The organism is Chryseobacterium sp. Leaf404 (genome assembly GCF_001424145.1).
Lineage (GTDB): Bacteria > Bacteroidota > Bacteroidia > Flavobacteriales > Weeksellaceae > Chryseobacterium.
Map to the genome: position 1 here is coordinate 194,938 of NZ_LMQM01000001.1, position 16,828 is coordinate 211,765.

The window sequence follows — 16,828 nt, forward strand, 5'->3', positions numbered from 1 at the left end:
CGGCAAACAAAAAATTTCGTTCGCCGTTATTTATAAATTCAATGAATTATCTTTTAATTTTGAATGCGTCTAATCCAGGGAAGTAGGCTGTATCGCCCAAAGCTTCTTCAATTCTCAATAATTGGTTGTATTTCGCCATTCTGTCTGATCTTGAAGCCGAACCTGTTTTTATCTGACCGCAGTTCATAGCAACCGCCAAATCTGCGATGGTAGAATCTTCAGTTTCTCCGGATCTGTGAGACATCACTGATGTGAACCTGTTGTGCTGAGCCATCTGTACAGCAGCCATTGTTTCAGAAAGAGAACCGATTTGGTTTACTTTTACCAAAATTGAATTGGCAATTCCCTCTTCCACACCTCTTTTCAGTCTTTCAACGTTTGTCACGAATAAATCGTCACCTACCAACTGTACTCTGTCACCGATTTTATCGGTTAACATTTTCCAGCCTTCCCAATCGTTTTCCTGCATACCGTCTTCGATAGAGATGATAGGATATTTGTTTGCCAATTCAGCCAAATAAGAAACCTGCTCGCTGCTTGAGAATTGAGGTGCATCAGCAGTCTGGAATTTTCTGTAATCGTAAATTCCGTCTTTGTAGAATTCTGAAGCTGCACAATCCAATGCAATCATTACATCATCGCCCGGCTTGTAACCTGCTTTTTCAATAGCCTGAAGCAAAGTATCCAAAGCATCTTCAGTTCCTGCAAATGTTGGAGCAAAACCACCTTCGTCACCTACCGCGGTAGAAAGACCTCTGGAATGAAGAATTGCTTTTAAGTTGTGGAAAATTTCAGTTCCTTTTCTCAACGCGTGAGAGAAAGAATCTGCTTTTACCGGCATTACCATAAATTCCTGGAAAGCAATCGGCGCATCTGAGTGAGAACCCCCGTTAATTACGTTCATCATCGGTACCGGAAGTGTGTTTGCGTTTACACCACCTACATATTTGTATAACGGCATTTTCAGTTCGGCAGCAGCAGCTTTTGCAGCAGCCAGAGAAACACCAAGAATTGCATTAGCACCTAAACTTCCTTTATTGTTGGTTCCGTCTAATTCGATCATAATCTTGTCGATTAAATTCTGATCATACACAGGAAGCCCAACTAACTCCGGGGAAATTACGTCCATTACATTTTCTACAGCTTTAGAAACACCTTTTCCCATCCATTCTGAACCGCCATCACGCAATTCTACTGCTTCGTGCTCGCCTGTGGAAGCTCCTGAAGGAACTGCAGCGCGACCCATAGCACCACTTTCCGTATATACATCAACTTCTACTGTAGGATTTCCTCTGGAATCTAAAATCTGCCTTGCGTCTATGTAAGAAATGTAACTCATAATTATTTATTATTTTTATAGTTCAGACAAATTTACTGAAATTTTAAATCTTTGAGTTACGGGAGCGTTATTTTGTTGTGGTTTTTTGAGTTAAATTTTAGTTAATGTTAAAGATTGGAAATGAAGATTGATAGTCAGCATTCATATATCCTCATAATATATTAACTGCAAGCCATCTAAAACCGATTCTTTCTCAAAGGTCTTGCAATTCCTTTTGTTGCCTACTCAAAATTTCATTTTGATTTTCCAATATTTCATTTAATTGCTGAATTTGAGAAGGAACTTTTTTAATTTCATATTGCAACTGATCTGACCTCAATACTTCCGCATTTTTTTTCACAGCTTCCGCATTAGTTTTGATAGCATCAGCCGTTTTACCGAGTGCTTTGGCCTTTTGATTTTTGGCAGCTTGTATTTCTAAATCTACTATTGATTTTACTACAAGTTCAAAGCGGGCGAAGTATTGCTGTCCTTTGCAGTCATTTTCAAAATTAATGCAATGTTCTTCAAGTCTGTACAGTGCGTCTCTCAGCATATTTACACCAGCAGTTCTCTGTCCTAGTTCCGATAATGCTTCAGTAATTTTTGTTGCATTTTCTACATCTATTTTAGCTCCATTTTGCAAACCCAGACCCAATTTACTTGTTACATCTGTTGTCGTCGCAATAGCTGCATCGGGTTGTACTTCACCGAGCAATTTATTAATTTTCCCATTCGAATCTATACCTAAAATAACTCCACGCCTCATTGCATCGTATGAAAAGTGATAGTTTGATTGTTGTGGTTTTAATTCTGTAACTATACTTTTATGCGTATTGCAAGATGACAGTGCGATAAGACCACAAAATAGAATAAAGACTTTAATTCTATATTTTAGACTACATTTAAAAAAACGTATCATTCTCTTATTGCATTTACTGATTTTTTTCATGCTAATAAATTTTAATGGTTATTTTTTTTACGAATCAAAATTACTACTTGACGAAACAGTTTCTTGCGTAGACAGTTTTTAGTGGAATTGATTGAAATTTTCATTGTACCAGTTTTTAACGTTTTACATACACGTATTACTAATCTAACCTGTAGAATAGAATAGAATTAACAAAAATGGAATCTTACAGTTCTATCCTAAAAAACAAATGCGTTCCATTTTCTACAGTAACTTCGCAATGTCCTTTTTGTTCCTGCATTCTGCGTTTCATATTTCGAAGTCCATTTCCGTCTGAATTTGTTTCATTAATTCCAATGCCGTTGTCGGAAATTTTCATCATAAACTCTTTTTCTTTTTGGATAAATGATAGTTTTAGTTCATTGGATTGGCTGTGCTTGTAGGCGTTGTTTAAAGCTTCTTTCAGGCAGAGAAAAAGATTTCTTCGTTGTTCGGTCGTAATTGTTGTTTCTGAATTTACATTTTCCTCTTTTGTAACTAATTGAATTTTTGTTTTCTTTAAAAAATTAAAGGCATAAATTTTAGCATACTCTACAAAACTTCCGATGGTATCATTTCCGGAATTCAGACTCCAAAGCATTTCCCGCATGGAAAGGTTCATTTCTTCAGAGGTTTTTAAAAGCTCATCAATGTCGTTGATTAAATCTCCGTTATCTGCTTTTTGCTTTAAAAATTCTGCCTGAAGTTTTAATGCTGAAATTCCTGCACCAAGATCGTCGTGCATATCGTGGGAGATGCGTTCGCGTTCCTGTTCGATGAGTTTTTGTTTTTCTAATTCTTTTTGGAGGAGCTGGTTTTGGTGCTCAGATTCTTTGAGCTGGTTTTCTTTGAGGTAGAGAAGCTGCCTTCTGTTATACATTATAACTACCGAGATGATAAATCCTATAAACAAAATCATAACAACGGAAATAATGATGTAGGTAAGTTTTATTTCATCTAATGCGGCCATTTTCTCTGTTTTTGTATTTTAGCAATGCGATAAAGAACAGTAGATAGAAAAAAATATTGATAATGTTGAAAAACGACTGTGATAAAATAAGAAGATCATCATCCAAATCTTTAAAAAGCCTGCGGGGAATTATTCTTAAAATAAAAAACACCCCCCAAAACATCAATCCGGATGCAACCCAAAATTTCGGATTTTTTAAAATATTTTCTCTGCCGGGTGTCCTCAGTTTTCCGAAAAGCCACACCAAACTTAAAAAAATATAACAGAGGGAAAATGTCACCCCCATACTTTGGCTGATTTGATAAGGAGATTTGTAAAAGAAGAAACTGGAGCAAAGCAGAAATATAACAAAAGATGTAATTCCTAAAATTCTGAGATTTGGGATTTTATTATTTACCAAATAAAGAAACATAAAAGCAGTACTGAAGATTATATAACTCTGATAGATAACCCCATCTTCGTAGGAAGGGTTCAACATTACTTTTAAGTATACAAAGATTTCTACCAAAAAGCTTACACAAAGATAAACAGCAAGAAAATTCTGCTGTTTAAAAGTCTTCTGCAAACCCAAATACAAAGAATATACTGCTGTGAAAAACAGGAAGCTCATGTATAATATTTGGGTTGATAAAATCATCTATGGACGTGTATTTGCGATATTGTAGTATTGCTGCTTACCGGCAACATTGGCTATCAAGCCCCAGTTAAGTTTTTTATCTTCCAGCAATAAATGCATTACAATACTGCTTGGATTTGAATTGTTTAAATTTTGAGCATTTGAGTAGTCTTCATAAGCAAACCAAGTTGCGGGGATGCCTGTAATTTCTTGTATTTCACCGTCGTGATCTTTATGAAATTTTTCTACAGCAATTTTAAAATCAGAAATACCTGTTTTATTAAAATTGCGGTTTTCCAAAAGATAAAAAGTATTATCTGCATCTGTTATAAGATCATCATAATCATCTACAAGATTGTTATTAAATCGAATTGCAGCAATGATCTTCCCGTTGGATTTTGCAAAATACGTGTAGATTTTCTGAAAAGTGCTGTTGTCATTAATCATTTGTTGGAAACTAATTTGATCCACAGGAATATTGGATGATCCAGATAACCCACTTGTTGAAAAATTAGTATCAAACGCTTCTTTTTTAGGAATAAAAATATTTTGATCTTCCTTCTCAAAAGTATCTATTAAGAGTGCCTTTAATTCATCCAACTCAATTAATTTTTTATCATTCTGTATTACAAAAGGAAGATTATTAATTTTGTTAAGTAAATCTAAATTATCCTTTCCCAGGTAAACTTTCTTTCCCATAATTTCTAGTTTTTAAAATAGTTAAATTTATTAATAGCCTCCACTTTGTTGTTGACGTGGAGTTTTCTGTAAATATTTCCTACATGCTTTTTTACGGTGTCGATACTGATGAAAATCTTATCAGCGATTTCTTTATATAAAAGACCGCGTGAAAGCAGTTCCACAATTTCAATTTCCCGTTTGGTCAATTCTTCGCAATCGTTTTGATCAGTTGTTTTTCTTTCAAAATGACTCAGGACTTTTCTGGCAATTGAGAAACTCATCGGGGCGCCACCATTGTAGATATCACGGATTGAACTCAGGATTTTATCCATGCTTTCGCCTTTTACGAGATAGCCTGTAGCACCTGCTTTTAGAGAATTGAAGACTTTTTCGTCGTCTTCAAAACTGGTGCACATAATGAATTGAGTTTTGGGAAGGTCTTGTCTGATTTTCGAAATCACATCGATGCCGAGCATATCCTGAAGCTGGATATCCATCATTACAACATCCGGTTGAAAAAACGAAAGTTCGTCCAAAGCATGTTTACCGTTGAAAAACTGGGCAACCACCTTCATGTCATCCTGGTAATCGATCACTTTCTTCAACGCGTTGTTGTAGTTTTTTTCGTCTTCTACTATGGCTATGGAAATGCTCATGTTGGTAATGTTTCAGACAAATTTCGACAGAATTCGAAACAGAATCAATTACACTTTCGGGTAATTTTAAAGTTTTTGAGTTTCCGTGGAATGGTTTAGTTTTTGTTTCTTAAATTTAGTTAAATTTTAAACACAAAAAAGAGATTTAACGGAAATTTTTTTATTAAATAACATACTATGAAAAATTTAGCTGTAGCCCTACTTGTTTTATCACTTACACTTGTGAGTTGTGGTAAAGGAGGCAACAAAAATGTGATAAAAACCGATGGAGACGGAACTGTTTTGGCAGATAACGGCAAGGTGGATGAAAATATCTCTTACAATGCAGGCGCAGACGGGAAGAAGATCATCCGTACCAATTATCAGTATAAGGCTGCAGACGGATCACCGGTGACAGTGACATTTGATTATGAGCCGGGAACCAGCGACGTAGAGATAAGCAGTAACGGAAAAATGTTTAAACTTGATAAAGTAAAATCAGACGGAAAAGTGACTACTTATGAAAAAGGCGATATGAGAGCGGTGGTAAAGGGTGACAGTCTGATTCTGCATCAGGGCACCAATATCATTGAACTGGTGAAAGGCAAAATATAAACACAAAAAAAACCGCTCAGAAATCTGAACGGTTTTTTTATTGTATCTGTAAGAATATTATTCTCCAGCTTTCTCTTCAGTAGAATCTGTTGATTCAGCCTTAGGCTCTTCAACTTTCTCCTCAACTGCTGGTGCAGCTTCCACAGCTACTTTTGCAGTAGAAGATCTTCTACTTCTTCTTGTCGTCTTTTTCTCCTCAGCATTAGGATTGTAAAGTTCGTTGAAATCAACTAGCTCGATAAGAGCCATGTCAGCAGCATCACCTTTTCTGAAACCAGTTTTGATGATTCGTGTGTAACCTCCGTTTCTTTCTGCGATTTTAGGAGCTACTGATCTGAAAAGTTCAGTAACAGCCTCTTTACTTTGAAGATATGAAAAAACAATTCTTCTGTTGTGTGTAGTATCTTCTTTTGCCTTTGTTAATAGAGGTTCAACATATACTCTTAAAGCTTTAGCTTTAGCTACAGTAGTGTTGATTCTTTTATGCTCAATTAGAGAACAAGCCATATTAGAAAGTAAAGCGCTTCTGTGTGAAGACGTTCTTCCTAAGTGATTGAATTTTTTACCGTGTCTCATTATTATTTAATTATCAGCGTCTAATTTATATTTTGCAACGTCAAAACCGAAGTTAAGACCTTTTGAATGCACCAATTCTTCTAGTTCTGTCAAAGATTTTTTACCAAAATTTCTGAATTTCATCAAATCAGACTTACTGTAAGAAACCAATTCTCCAAGAGTTTCTACTTCAGCGGCTTTCAGACAGTTTAGGGCTCTTACAGAAAGATCCATATCTGCTAATTTAGACTTAAGTAACTGTCTTGTGTGAAGAGTTTCTTCATCGTATTGGATAGATGCTTTTACAGCTTCAGTCTCCAGAGTGATTCTCTCATCAGAGAACAACATGAAGTGATAAATTAATATCTTAGAAGCTTCAGTTAAAGCATTCTGAGGGCTGATAGAGCCATCAGTTTCTATATCTAATACCAATTTTTCGTAGTCTGTTTTTTGCTCTACACGGTAATTTTCAATACTATACTGTACTTTTTTAATTGGTGTAAAGATAGAATCAATAGCAATGGTACCAATAGGTGCATTGTTTGATTTGTTTTGCTCTGAAGGAACATAACCTCTACCTTTTTCAATATTAAAAGTAATTTCGAAAGAAACATCAGTGTTCAGGTTGCAGATTACCAATTCAGGGTTTAAAACCTCGAAACCAGTCATCGATTTTCCTAAATCTCCTGCAGTGATCACCGTCTGCCCCGAAACTTTAGCAACTACCTGCTCATTAGCCTGGTTTTCTGCTGTAGCTTTCAATCTCACCTGCTTAAGGTTAAGAATGATTTCGGTTACATCTTCGATTACTCCCGGAATAGTTGAAAATTCGTGCTCTACACCTTCTATTTTGATAGATGAAATAGCGTATCCTTCAAGAGAAGAAAGCAACACTCTTCTCAAAGCATTACCGATTGTAAGCCCGAAACCTGGTTCTAAAGGACGAAATTCGAATTGACCTTTAAATTCATCAGAGTTAAGTAGGATTACTTTATCGGGTTTTATGAATTGTAAAATTGCCATATTGTTGGGTTGAGCAAAAATTTGATTAAAAAATTATTTAGAGTAAAGTTCGACGATAAGCTGTTCCTTGATGTCTTCCGGAATCTGGATTCTTTCAGGAGCAGTAATGAAGGTACCTTCTTTTTTCTCGTCGTTGAATTGTAACCACTCATAGTTTGATTTTGCAGCTAAAGCATCAGCTACAACGTCAAGAGATTTAGATTTCTCTCTAATTGCGATTACGTCTCCAGCTTTTACTAAATAAGATGGAATGTTAAGAATCTCACCATTCACAGTTACGTGTCTGTGAGAAGTTAACTGTCTTGCACCAGATCTTGTTTTAGCAAAACCTAATCTGTATACAACGTTATCCAGTCTTGATTCGCAAAGCTGCAATAGAACTTCACCTGTTACACCTTTACTTCTGTGTGCTTTTTCGAAAAGGTTAGCAAACTGTCTTTCTAAAATACCGTAAGTATATTTAGCTTTTTGCTTTTCCATAAGCTGAACAGCATATTCAGATTTTTTTGCGCCTCTTCTTTTGTTAGGACCGTGTTGTCCTGGCGGTTGGTTTTTTCTTTTCTCGAAGTTTTTATCATCTCCGTAGATTGCAGCACCAAACTTTCTAGCAATCTTAGTTTTAGGTCCAATATATCTTGCCATAATGGGTAAATTCTAAAAATTAAACTCTTCTTCTTTTTGGTGGTCTGCATCCGTTGTGTGGCATAGGCGTCACGTCAACGATTTCTGAAACTTCAATTCCTGAATTGTGAATAGATCTGATAGCAGATTCTCTACCGGCACCAGGACCTTTCACAAACACCTTTACTCTTCTTAAACCAGCTTCGTGAGCTACAGCAGAGCAATTTTCAGCTGCCATTTGAGCAGCAAAAGGAGTATTCTTTTTAGAACCTCTGAAACCCATTTTACCGGCAGAAGCCCAAGAGATTACCTCTCCGTTTTTATTTGTTAAAGAAATGATGATGTTATTGAAAGACGCCTGAATGTGCGCTTCACCAATAGCCTCAACTTTTACTTTTCTTTTTTTAACTACTTTAGTTTGTTTTGCCATAATTCCTAACGATTATTTACTAGCTTTTTTCTTGTTAGCAACAGTTTTTCTCTTTCCTTTACGTGTTCTAGAGTTGTTTTTCGTTCTCTGGCCTCTTAAAGGTAATCCAAGTCTGTGACGTATTCCTCGTTGGCATCCTATGTCCATTAATCGCTTAATGTTCAATTGCACTTCAGATCTTAGCTCTCCCTCCACTTTGATGTTTTCTGAGATATAGTTTCTGATTGCAGCCAATTCATCGTCATTCCATTCGTTGACTTTTTTGTCTTCGCTGATACCGGCGTTCTTAAGGATTTCGGAAGATGTACTTCTTCCAACTCCGTAGATGTAAGTTAAACCGATAACTCCTCTTTTGTTTTTTGGTAAATCAATACCTGAAATTCTCGCCATAATTTAATTTTAACCTTGTCTTTGTTTAAATTTTGGGTTTTTCTTGTTGATTACAAACAGTACACCTTTTCTGCGTACGATTTTGCAATCAGCACTTCTTTTTTTAATTGATGCTCTAACTTTCATTTTGAAAATTTTTGTTTTTCTTTGTTTACCAAACGAAATCAAAAGACTTCGTCTGTATATCTATTCTTTAACAATAGCCAAACGGAGTATTGCATCCGCTTGGCATTTGTTTTAGTATCTAAATGTAATTCTGCCTTTCGAAAGATCGTAAGGAGACATTTCAAGTTTTACCTTATCACCAGGTAGTAGTTTAATATAGTGCATTCTCATCTTCCCTGAAATGTGAGCAATAAGCATGTGCCCATTTTCCAGTTCTACACGAAACTGTGCGTTAGAAAGCGCTTCAGTGATTACGCCATCCTGTTCAATATGTTTTTGTTTTGCCATAAATTAATATCCGGTTGTTCGTGACAATTTTGACTGCATTAAGCCATCATAGTGATGATTAAGCAGATAAGTATTGATCTGCTGAACAGTATCTAATATAACTCCTACCATGATCAATAGCGATGTACCACCGAAGAACAGGGCAAAAGCATCTGTCTGAACAAAGCTCCCATGCACAATTGCCGGAAGGACTGCAAAGATAGCTAAAAATATTGAACCAGGCAAAGTAATTTTTGACAAGATATCATCCAAGTAATCAGCAGTTTCTTTTCCCGGTCTTACCTTTGGTACCAAACCGCCCTGTCTCTTAAGATCATCAGCCATTTGATTTACCGGAATTGTGATTGCTGTATAGAAGAATGAAAAGATAATAATCAATAACGCAAACAATACATTGTACTGCCAGCTGAATACATTTTTAAAACCTGCAAGGAAAGTATTAGACTCGTCTACTTTTGTAAGCAAACCAGGTACGAACATCAATGCCTGAGCAAAGATAATCGGCATTACACCGGCTGCGTTCACTTTCAACGGAATCCACTGTCTCGCCCCCTGCATTAGATTTTTGTTTACACCTCCTCTTGCCTGAGCTCTGCTTACATACTGAATAGGAATTTTTCTCACAGCTACTGATAATACAACAGCTAAAAGTACTACTATCATCCAGAATAAAACTTCAATCATAATCATGATAGAACCTAAACCTCCTTTACCGTTCTGAACTGCGATTTCTTGTACGAATGCTTCCGGTAATCTTGAAAGGATTCCCACCATAATAAGGATAGAAATACCGTTCCCGATACCTTTGTCGGTGATTTTCTCACCCAACCACATTGCGAATACGGAACCACCTACCAAGATTACAATACTTGGCAACCAGAACATAATTGAATTAGGATCTACAAAATACGCAGACTGGAACTGAGCGTAAGGTAAGAACAACTGAGTGATCGAAGTTAAATAAGAAGGCGCCTGTACAAGACAAACCCCGATTGTTAACCATCTTGTGATCTGATTCAGTGTATTTCTACCAGACTCTCCGTCTTTCTGTAGTTTCTGAAGATAAGGAATTGCCATCCCCATCAGCTGAACAATGATTGATGCAGAAATATAAGGCATGATACCTAACGCCATTACAGAAGCGTGACTGAACGCCCCTCCTGTAAATGACGAAAGCAAGCCAAGGAGTCCTGCTCCCTGCTTGTTTCCGCCTTGATTTTTATAATGCTCTAAGAGATCTCCCACTTCTGCAAGATTAATCGCAGGTAAAGAGATGAAAGATGCGAATCTATACACAAGGATAATAAATAAAGTAAAGAGAATTTTTTCTCTTAACTCTTTTAGGCTCCAAATATTTTTGAGGGTCTGTATAAATTCTTTCATTAGTATTATTATAAGGTAATTGCTTTTCCTCCTGCTTTAGAGATCAACTCTTCAGCAGATTTAGTAAACTTATCAGCAGAGATTGAAACCGCAGATTTCAATTCTCCTCTACCCATAATTTTCACTAATTCGTTTTTAGTAATTAAACCGTTCTCAATCATCACTTCTCTTGTAATATCTCCTGTAATAGATTTATTCTCTATTAAAGTCTGGATTGTATCAAGGTTAACCCCTCTAAACTCTTTTCTGTTTACATTTTTGAAACCGAATTTCGGTAATCTTCTCTGTAAAGGCATCTGACCACCTTCGAAACCGATTTTCTGAGAATAACCAGCTCTTGCTTTCTGACCTTTGTGACCTTTTGTAGAAGTACCTCCTTTTCCAGTACCCTGACCTCTACCAATTCTTTTTGAATTGAAAGTAGATCCTGCAGCTGGTTTTATGTTGTTTAAATTCATTTTAAAACTATTTTAAAAATTATTTCTGAACTTCAAGTAAGTGACTTACAGCAGCGATCATTCCTAAGATAGAAGGCGTAGCTTCGTGCTCTACAACTTGGTGAAGTTTCTTAAATCCTAATGCTTCAAGCGTTCTCTTTTGGGTTTTTGTTCTACCAATAGCGCTTCTTACTTGCTTTACTTTAATTGTTGCCATTGCTTTTATATTAACCGTTAAACACTTTAGTTAGAGAAACTCCTCTCATTCTTGCGATTTCTTCTGGTCTTCTGATGTCTAATAACGCTTTGAAAGTAGCTTTCACTACGTTGTGAGGGTTAGAAGAACCTTTAGATTTTGAAAGGATATCGTGGATACCAGCAGATTCCAATACCGCTCTTACCGCACCACCGGCGATAAGCCCAGTACCGTGAGAAGCAGGTCTCAGGAAGATATCTGCACCACCGTATCTTGCAGTAGTTTGGTGAGGGATTGTGTGGTTCATTACAGGAACTTTTACTAAGTTTTTCTTAGCATCTTCTACAGCCTTAGCGATAGCAGAAGCAACTTCCTTAGATTTTCCCAAACCAAAACCGATAGTTCCAGCTTCGTCTCCTACAACAACAATTGCAGAAAATCCGAAAGCTCTACCTCCTTTAGTTACTTTTGTTACCCTGTTTACGGATACGAGACGATCTTTTAATTCTAATCCTCCCGGTTTTACTCTTTCTATATTATCTAGTCCTAACATATTTCCGAAATTTAATGATTAGAATTTAAGTCCTGCTTCTCTCGCACCGTCAGCAAGAGCTTTCACTCTACCGTGGTATACGAAACCGTTTCTGTCAAATACAATATTTTCAATTCCTGCAGCAAGAGCTTTAGCAGCGATAGCTTTACCTACAGCAGCAGAAATTTCACTTTTTGTTCCAGTAGCAGTGCCTTTCTCTCTTGAAGAAGCTGATGCTAAAGTTTTTCCGTCTTTATCATTGATTAACTGAGCGTAAATTTCCTTATTACTCTTGTATACAGATAATCTTGGCAAATCAGCAGATCCAGAGATTTTTCCTCTTACTCTTCTTTTGATTCTTATTCTTTTTTCTAATTTACTTAGTGCCATTTTCTTAATTTTTATTAAGCAGATTTACCAGCTTTACGTCTAACAATTTCCCCTACGAATTTCACACCTTTTCCTTTGTATGGTTCAGGCTTTCTGAAAGAACGGATCTTTGCAGCTACCATTCCTAAAAGTTGATTGTCGTGAGACGTCAAAGTAATAATTGGGTTTTTACCTTTTTCAGTCAATGTATCTACTTTCACTTCACCTGGAAGTTCTAAAACGATACCGTGAGAGAATCCTAATGCTAACTCAAGTTTTTGACCTGCGTGTGTAGCTCTGTATCCTACCCCTACCAATTCAAGTTTCTTTTCGAAACCGTTGCTAACACCAGTGATCATGTTTGCGATCAACGCTCTGTATAAACCATGAAGCGCTTTGTGTTGCTTTGTATCAGATGGTCTGTTTACGTTCAGTTCTCCATCTTTTTGCTCAACAGTAATTCCCGCAGTAAGCTCCTGAGAAAGTTCCCCTTTAGGACCTTTTACAGTTACAACACCGTCTTTTTCGGTAATTGTAATACCTGCTGGAACTGTTATAATTGCTTTACCAATTCTTGACATTTTCCTTTGATTAAAAATTAATAAACATAGCAGATTACTTCACCGCCTACTTTCTCTTCTCTAGCTTTCTTGTCAGTCATTACTCCTTTAGAAGTAGAGATGATAGAAATACCCAAACCGTTAAGTACTCTTGGAAGTTCACCTGAACCTTTGTACTGTCTCAAACCTGGTCTTGAAGCTCTTTGAATGCTCTTGATTGCTGGTTTGCTGGTTTGCTTGTCGTACTTCAAAGCGATTTTGATTGTACCTTGAACAGCGCTTTCTTCAAACTTGTAGTTTAAGATGTAGCCCTGATCAAATAAGATCTTTGTAATCTCCTTTTTGATTTTCGATGCAGGAATTTCCACCACTTTGTGGCCTGCGCTTTGTGCGTTCCTTACTCTAGTCAGGAAATCTGAAATTGGATCTGTTACCATTTCTTTGTTTTAAATTATTGGTTAATGACAACCAGTATTGAAAAGACTTGAAGATTAAAGACTGTAGGTTCCGAATGATTCTTCACCTGATCTCTTTATCTTCAGTATCTCAACAACTTAATTGTCACTTTGATTTTTTTAATTTCATTTTATTCTAATAAACATAGACAAAACGAAGATTAGTCACCCAGGGAAATACTGATTTTCATGAGCGCGTGCAAAAGTACAAAAAAAAATTTAATAATATTATTTTTTTCTCTGCCTCTGAACTGACCTGATTTTGTGCTCTATTTATTAAAATACAGCTGACTTATAAAAATATAGAAGTCAGCTGTAGAATTTTATTGCTTACCAACTAGCTTTTTTAACGCCCGGGATAAGACCGTTGTTTGCCATTTCTCTGAAAGTTACTCTGGAAATACCGAACGTTCTCATGTATCCTCTTGGTCTTCCTGTTAATTTACATCTGTTGTGTAATCTTACAGGAGAAGCATTTTTTGGTAATTTCTGAAGTCCTTCGTAATCACCAGCTTCTTTAAGAGCTTTTCTCTTTTCAGCGTATTTAGCTACAGTAGCTTCTCTTTTGCGCTCACGCGCTTTCATTGATTCTTTAGCCATTTCTTAGTTCTTTTTGAACGGTAAACCGAAGTGAGTTAATAATGCTTTAGCTTCTTTATCTGTTTTCGCTGTAGTAACGAAAGTGATGTCCATCCCCTGGATTTTTTTCACTTTGTCGATTACGATTTCAGGGAAAATGATTTGCTCAGTGATTCCTAAGTTATAGTTTCCTCTACCATCGAAACCTTCAGCTTTGATACCAGAGAAATCTCTGATACGTGGCAAAGCAGAAGAAGTAAGTCTGTCTAAGAATTCGTACATTCTTGTAGCTCTAAGAGTAACCTTAGCACCTACAGGCATACCTTTTCTCAGTTTGAAAGCAGCCTCATCTTTCTTAGAGATGGTACCAACAGCTTTCTGACCTGTGATGTTTGTAAGTTCTTCTACAGCATAATCGATAATTTTTTTATCTGCTGTAGCATCACCTAAACCTTGAGAGATTACAATTTTCTCTAATCTAGGCACCTGCATTACTGATTTGTAGCCAAATTCTTCCATCATTGCAGGAACAATTTTCTCTTTGTAAGCTACTATGGGTCTTGCTATATATTCCATGTGTTATTTAAAATTATAAAGTTTCACCCGTTAGCTTGTTGATTCTCACTTTCTTATCTCCTTCGATTTTGTAACCGATTTTGATAGCTTTACCGTCTTTACCAACTAAAGCTACGTTTGAGATATGAATAGAAGCTTCTTTTTCAGTAATTCCTCCTTGCGGATTAGAAGCTGAAGGCTTAACGTGTTTTTTAACGATGTTAAGACCTGCAACGATAACTCTAGGGTCTCTTCCTTCTTTTTTGATCACTTCAATAACTTCACCGGTTTTCCCTTTGAGATCTTTCTTTCCGGTAGTTACGATTACGTTATCTCCTCTTTTTATTTTTAACTTTGACATTTTTTAAAATTTTAAATATTAAAGTACTTCAGGAGCTAATGAAATGATTTTCATATATTCTTTGTCTCTCAACTCACGGGCAACCGGTCCGAAAACACGTGTACCTCTCATTTCTCCTGCTGCGTTTAGCAATACACAAGCATTGTCGTCAAATTTGATGTATGAACCATCTTTTCTTCTTACTGCTTTTTTAGTTCTTACTACTACAGCTTTAGATACCTGACCTTTTTTAGCATTTCCTGATGGTGTAGAATCTTTAATAGTAACTACGATTTTATCACCAACTGAAGCATATCTTCTTCTGGTACCACCCAGAACTCTAATAACCAGTACCTCTTTAGCACCTGTGTTATCAGCAACTTTTAATCTTGATTCTGTTTGTAACATTACTTAGCTTTTTCAATGATTCTTACTAATCTCCATCTCTTGCTCTTGCTCAAAGGTCTTGTTTCTGTAATTAATACAGTATCTCCTTCTGTGCATTCGTTGTTTTCGTCATGTGCAGTATATTTTTTCGTTTTCAGAACGAATTTACCGTACATCGGGTGCTTTACTCTTGTAGTTTCGCTAACAACAATAGTTTTTTCCATTTTATTGCTGGAAACCACTCCGATTCTTTCTTTTCTTAAATTTCTATCCATTATAAAAAGGATTATTGTTTGTTAGTTAACTCAGTGTTCAGTCTAGCGATTTCTCTTCTCAAATCTTTGATTTGAATCGGGTTTTCAATCGGGCTGATTGCGTGAGCCAATTTCAGTTTAGAATATTGAGCTTTAGCTTCAGTTAATTGAGCTTGAATATCACCCGCGCTTAAATTTTTAATATCAGCTTTTTTCATAATATATAAAGATTAAAGAGGTTTAATAAAATCGTTAGCAACGATAAATCTGGTTGTTACCGGTAATTTCTGTGCAGCAAGTCTTAAAGCTTCCTTTGCAATCTCGTAAGATACACCTCCTACTTCGAACATAATTTTACCAGGTTTTACTACAGCCACCCAATATTCCACGGCACCTTTACCTTTACCCATACGTACTTCGGCTGGTTTTTTGGTAATTGGTTTATCCGGGAAGATTTTGATCCATAGTTGACCTTCTCTCTTCATATATCTTGTAGCAGCAATACGCGCAGCTTCAATTTGTCTAGCCGTGATCCAAGCGCCTTCATTAGCTTTGATCCCAAAAGTTCCATAAGCAAGTTGATTACCTCTCTGAGCAATCCCCTTCATTTTCATCTTATGTACTCTACGGAACTTGGTTCTTTTTGGTTGTAACATAATTTCTAAATTTTAGATTTTAGATTTTAGATTTTAGATGTTTTTTATTTTAAAAAAGTAACGGTAATTTAAAATGCCAAATTTCTAATCTAAAATTTTAATTATTATTGTTATTATTATTGTTCTTTCTAGGCCCTCTGTTGTTGTCTCTTCTGTCTCCTCCTCTGTTATCTCTTCTATCTCTGTCTCCAGAAGGACCGCCTTTTTTCTGTTGTCCTACTAATGGCATTAAGTCACGTTTTCCGTAAACTTCACCTTTCATAATCCAAACTTTTACTCCAAGTTTCCCATATTGAGTAAGTGCTTCACCGATATGGTAATCGATATCTGCTCTGAAAGTAGACAAAGGAATTCTTCCGTCTTTGAAAGATTCTGATCTTGCCATTTCAGCACCGTTCAATCTACCAGAGATCTGAACTTTGATACCTTCTGCACCCATTCTCATTGTACCTGCGATAGCCATCTTAACTGCTCTTCTGTAAGAGATTCTGTTTTCGATCTGCTTTGCAATGCTGTCTGCAACTAATACTGCATCAAGCTCAGGTCTTTTGATTTCGAAGATGTTGATCTGAATATCCTTTTTAGTCAATTTTTTCAACTCTTCTTTCAGTTTGTCAACTTCCTGACCTCCTTTCCCGATAATTAAACCTGGTCTGGCTGTAGTGATTGTAACTGTAACTAACTTTAAAGTTCTTTCAATATAAATTCTTGAAATACCACCTTTAGATAATCTAGCTTCAAGGTATCTTCTGATTTTGTAATCTTCAGCGATTCTGTCACCGTAGTTTTTACCACCAAACCAGTTAGAATCCCATCCTCTGATGATACCTAATCTGTTACCAATTGGATTTGTCTTCTGTCCCATACCT

General features: G+C 36.3%; 29 protein-coding genes. 1 reads left to right on the forward strand and 28 read right to left on the reverse strand.

Going from position 1 to position 16,828, the window contains the following annotated elements; all coding sequences use genetic code 11:
* Nucleotides 1-46: 46 nt before the first annotated feature.
* The 6 genes from eno to ASG31_RS00865 form a co-directional block, all read right to left on the reverse strand.
* Nucleotides 47-1,339, reverse strand: coding sequence for a phosphopyruvate hydratase (gene eno / locus ASG31_RS00840; RefSeq protein ID WP_056026764.1), 1,293 nt, complete (start codon nt 1,337-1,339; stop codon nt 47-49).
* A 193-nt stretch (nt 1,340-1,532) separates the two neighbouring features.
* On the reverse strand, nt 1,533-2,270 hold the full coding sequence (locus tag ASG31_RS00845) for a hypothetical protein (protein ID WP_056026767.1): 738 nt from the start codon (nt 2,268-2,270) through the stop codon (nt 1,533-1,535).
* A 184-nt stretch (nt 2,271-2,454) separates the two neighbouring features.
* Complete coding sequence (locus ASG31_RS00850; RefSeq protein WP_056026770.1) at nt 2,455-3,237, reverse strand: sensor histidine kinase; 783 nt, start codon at nt 3,235-3,237, stop codon at nt 2,455-2,457.
* Nucleotides 3,221-3,847 (reverse strand): hypothetical protein, encoded by a 627-nt coding sequence (locus ASG31_RS00855; RefSeq protein ID WP_056026774.1) that lies wholly within the window; start codon nt 3,845-3,847, stop codon nt 3,221-3,223. The genes ASG31_RS00850 and ASG31_RS00855 overlap by 17 nt, the downstream gene beginning before the upstream one ends.
* Before the next feature lie 27 nt (nt 3,848-3,874).
* Nucleotides 3,875-4,552 (reverse strand): hypothetical protein, encoded by a 678-nt coding sequence (locus tag ASG31_RS00860; RefSeq protein ID WP_056026776.1) that lies wholly within the window; start codon nt 4,550-4,552, stop codon nt 3,875-3,877.
* Between the two features lie 5 nt (nt 4,553-4,557).
* Entirely contained in the window at nt 4,558-5,190 is a 633-nt protein-coding gene (locus ASG31_RS00865; RefSeq protein ID WP_056026779.1) for a response regulator, read from the reverse strand.
* A 177-nt stretch (nt 5,191-5,367) separates the two neighbouring features.
* Here ASG31_RS00865 and ASG31_RS00870 point away from each other — a divergent pair, with 177 nt between their 5' ends.
* Nucleotides 5,368-5,784 carry a hypothetical protein gene (locus ASG31_RS00870; protein ID WP_056026782.1) on the forward strand — a complete coding sequence of 139 codons (417 nt, stop codon included), beginning with the start codon at nt 5,368-5,370 and terminating at the stop codon, nt 5,782-5,784.
* Nucleotides 5,785-5,841: 57 nt separating this feature from the next.
* Here the strand turns inward: ASG31_RS00870 and rplQ are convergent, their stop codons facing one another.
* The 22 genes from rplQ to rpsC all read right to left on the reverse strand — a co-directional run bounded on the left by rplQ (nt 5,842) and on the right by rpsC (nt 16,824).
* A complete protein-coding gene (gene rplQ, locus ASG31_RS00875) occupies nt 5,842-6,360 on the reverse strand; it encodes a 50S ribosomal protein L17 (RefSeq protein WP_056026785.1) in 519 nt (172 codons plus the stop codon).
* 6 nt (nt 6,361-6,366) lie between these two features.
* A complete protein-coding gene (locus ASG31_RS00880; protein WP_056026787.1) occupies nt 6,367-7,362 on the reverse strand; it encodes a DNA-directed RNA polymerase subunit alpha in 996 nt (331 codons plus the stop codon).
* 33 nt (nt 7,363-7,395) lie between these two features.
* On the reverse strand, nt 7,396-8,004 hold the full coding sequence (rpsD, locus tag ASG31_RS00885) for a 30S ribosomal protein S4 (RefSeq protein WP_056026790.1): 609 nt from the start codon (nt 8,002-8,004) through the stop codon (nt 7,396-7,398).
* 19 nt (nt 8,005-8,023) lie between these two features.
* Nucleotides 8,024-8,413 carry a 30S ribosomal protein S11 gene (gene rpsK / locus ASG31_RS00890; protein ID WP_034694697.1) on the reverse strand — a complete coding sequence of 130 codons (390 nt, stop codon included), beginning with the start codon at nt 8,411-8,413 and terminating at the stop codon, nt 8,024-8,026.
* Nucleotides 8,414-8,425: 12 nt separating this feature from the next.
* Entirely contained in the window at nt 8,426-8,803 is a 378-nt protein-coding gene (gene rpsM / locus ASG31_RS00895; protein ID WP_056026795.1) for a 30S ribosomal protein S13, read from the reverse strand.
* Nucleotides 8,804-8,812: 9 nt separating this feature from the next.
* Complete coding sequence (gene rpmJ, locus ASG31_RS00900; RefSeq protein ID WP_007839480.1) at nt 8,813-8,929, reverse strand: 50S ribosomal protein L36; 117 nt, start codon at nt 8,927-8,929, stop codon at nt 8,813-8,815.
* A 111-nt stretch (nt 8,930-9,040) separates the two neighbouring features.
* A complete protein-coding gene (gene infA, locus ASG31_RS00905) occupies nt 9,041-9,256 on the reverse strand; it encodes a translation initiation factor IF-1 (RefSeq protein WP_027387199.1) in 216 nt (71 codons plus the stop codon).
* A gap of 3 nt (nt 9,257-9,259) precedes the next feature.
* Complete coding sequence (secY, locus tag ASG31_RS00910) at nt 9,260-10,639, reverse strand: preprotein translocase subunit SecY (RefSeq protein WP_056026798.1); 1,380 nt, start codon at nt 10,637-10,639, stop codon at nt 9,260-9,262.
* An 8-nt stretch (nt 10,640-10,647) separates the two neighbouring features.
* A complete protein-coding gene (gene rplO / locus ASG31_RS00915) occupies nt 10,648-11,097 on the reverse strand; it encodes a 50S ribosomal protein L15 (protein WP_056026801.1) in 450 nt (149 codons plus the stop codon).
* Nucleotides 11,098-11,116: 19 nt separating this feature from the next.
* Nucleotides 11,117-11,293, reverse strand: a complete 177-nt coding sequence (gene rpmD / locus ASG31_RS00920; RefSeq protein ID WP_007839493.1) for a 50S ribosomal protein L30 — start codon at nt 11,291-11,293, stop codon at nt 11,117-11,119.
* 10 nt (nt 11,294-11,303) lie between these two features.
* Nucleotides 11,304-11,825, reverse strand: a complete 522-nt coding sequence (gene rpsE, locus ASG31_RS00925; protein WP_056026804.1) for a 30S ribosomal protein S5 — start codon at nt 11,823-11,825, stop codon at nt 11,304-11,306.
* Nucleotides 11,826-11,843: 18 nt separating this feature from the next.
* Complete coding sequence (gene rplR, locus ASG31_RS00930) at nt 11,844-12,194, reverse strand: 50S ribosomal protein L18 (RefSeq protein WP_056026807.1); 351 nt, start codon at nt 12,192-12,194, stop codon at nt 11,844-11,846.
* A gap of 14 nt (nt 12,195-12,208) precedes the next feature.
* Nucleotides 12,209-12,754 carry a 50S ribosomal protein L6 gene (gene rplF, locus ASG31_RS00935; RefSeq protein WP_056026810.1) on the reverse strand — a complete coding sequence of 182 codons (546 nt, stop codon included), beginning with the start codon at nt 12,752-12,754 and terminating at the stop codon, nt 12,209-12,211.
* Nucleotides 12,755-12,771: 17 nt separating this feature from the next.
* Nucleotides 12,772-13,170, reverse strand: a complete 399-nt coding sequence (gene rpsH, locus ASG31_RS00940; RefSeq protein WP_056026813.1) for a 30S ribosomal protein S8 — start codon at nt 13,168-13,170, stop codon at nt 12,772-12,774.
* A gap of 348 nt (nt 13,171-13,518) precedes the next feature.
* A complete protein-coding gene (gene rpsN / locus ASG31_RS00945) occupies nt 13,519-13,788 on the reverse strand; it encodes a 30S ribosomal protein S14 (protein WP_047442254.1) in 270 nt (89 codons plus the stop codon).
* Between the two features lie 3 nt (nt 13,789-13,791).
* Nucleotides 13,792-14,343 (reverse strand): 50S ribosomal protein L5, encoded by a 552-nt coding sequence (gene rplE, locus ASG31_RS00950; protein WP_056026816.1) that lies wholly within the window; start codon nt 14,341-14,343, stop codon nt 13,792-13,794.
* Nucleotides 14,344-14,356: 13 nt separating this feature from the next.
* Nucleotides 14,357-14,683: a 50S ribosomal protein L24 gene (gene rplX / locus ASG31_RS00955; protein ID WP_056026819.1), complete on the reverse strand. Its 327-nt coding sequence runs from the start codon at nt 14,681-14,683 to the stop codon at nt 14,357-14,359.
* Between the two features lie 18 nt (nt 14,684-14,701).
* A complete protein-coding gene (gene rplN / locus ASG31_RS00960; RefSeq protein WP_002983226.1) occupies nt 14,702-15,070 on the reverse strand; it encodes a 50S ribosomal protein L14 in 369 nt (122 codons plus the stop codon).
* Nucleotides 15,070-15,327 carry a 30S ribosomal protein S17 gene (gene rpsQ / locus ASG31_RS00965; RefSeq protein WP_117585803.1) on the reverse strand — a complete coding sequence of 86 codons (258 nt, stop codon included), beginning with the start codon at nt 15,325-15,327 and terminating at the stop codon, nt 15,070-15,072. Before rpsQ ends, rplN begins: the two co-directional genes overlap by 1 nt.
* An 8-nt stretch (nt 15,328-15,335) precedes the next feature.
* Nucleotides 15,336-15,521 carry a 50S ribosomal protein L29 gene (gene rpmC, locus ASG31_RS00970; protein ID WP_056026822.1) on the reverse strand — a complete coding sequence of 62 codons (186 nt, stop codon included), beginning with the start codon at nt 15,519-15,521 and terminating at the stop codon, nt 15,336-15,338.
* 12 nt (nt 15,522-15,533) lie between these two features.
* Nucleotides 15,534-15,959 carry a 50S ribosomal protein L16 gene (rplP, locus tag ASG31_RS00975; RefSeq protein ID WP_056026825.1) on the reverse strand — a complete coding sequence of 142 codons (426 nt, stop codon included), beginning with the start codon at nt 15,957-15,959 and terminating at the stop codon, nt 15,534-15,536.
* A gap of 97 nt (nt 15,960-16,056) precedes the next feature.
* Nucleotides 16,057-16,824, reverse strand: a complete 768-nt coding sequence (gene rpsC, locus ASG31_RS00980; RefSeq protein WP_056026828.1) for a 30S ribosomal protein S3 — start codon at nt 16,822-16,824, stop codon at nt 16,057-16,059.
* Between the last annotated feature and the right edge of the window lie 4 nt (nt 16,825-16,828).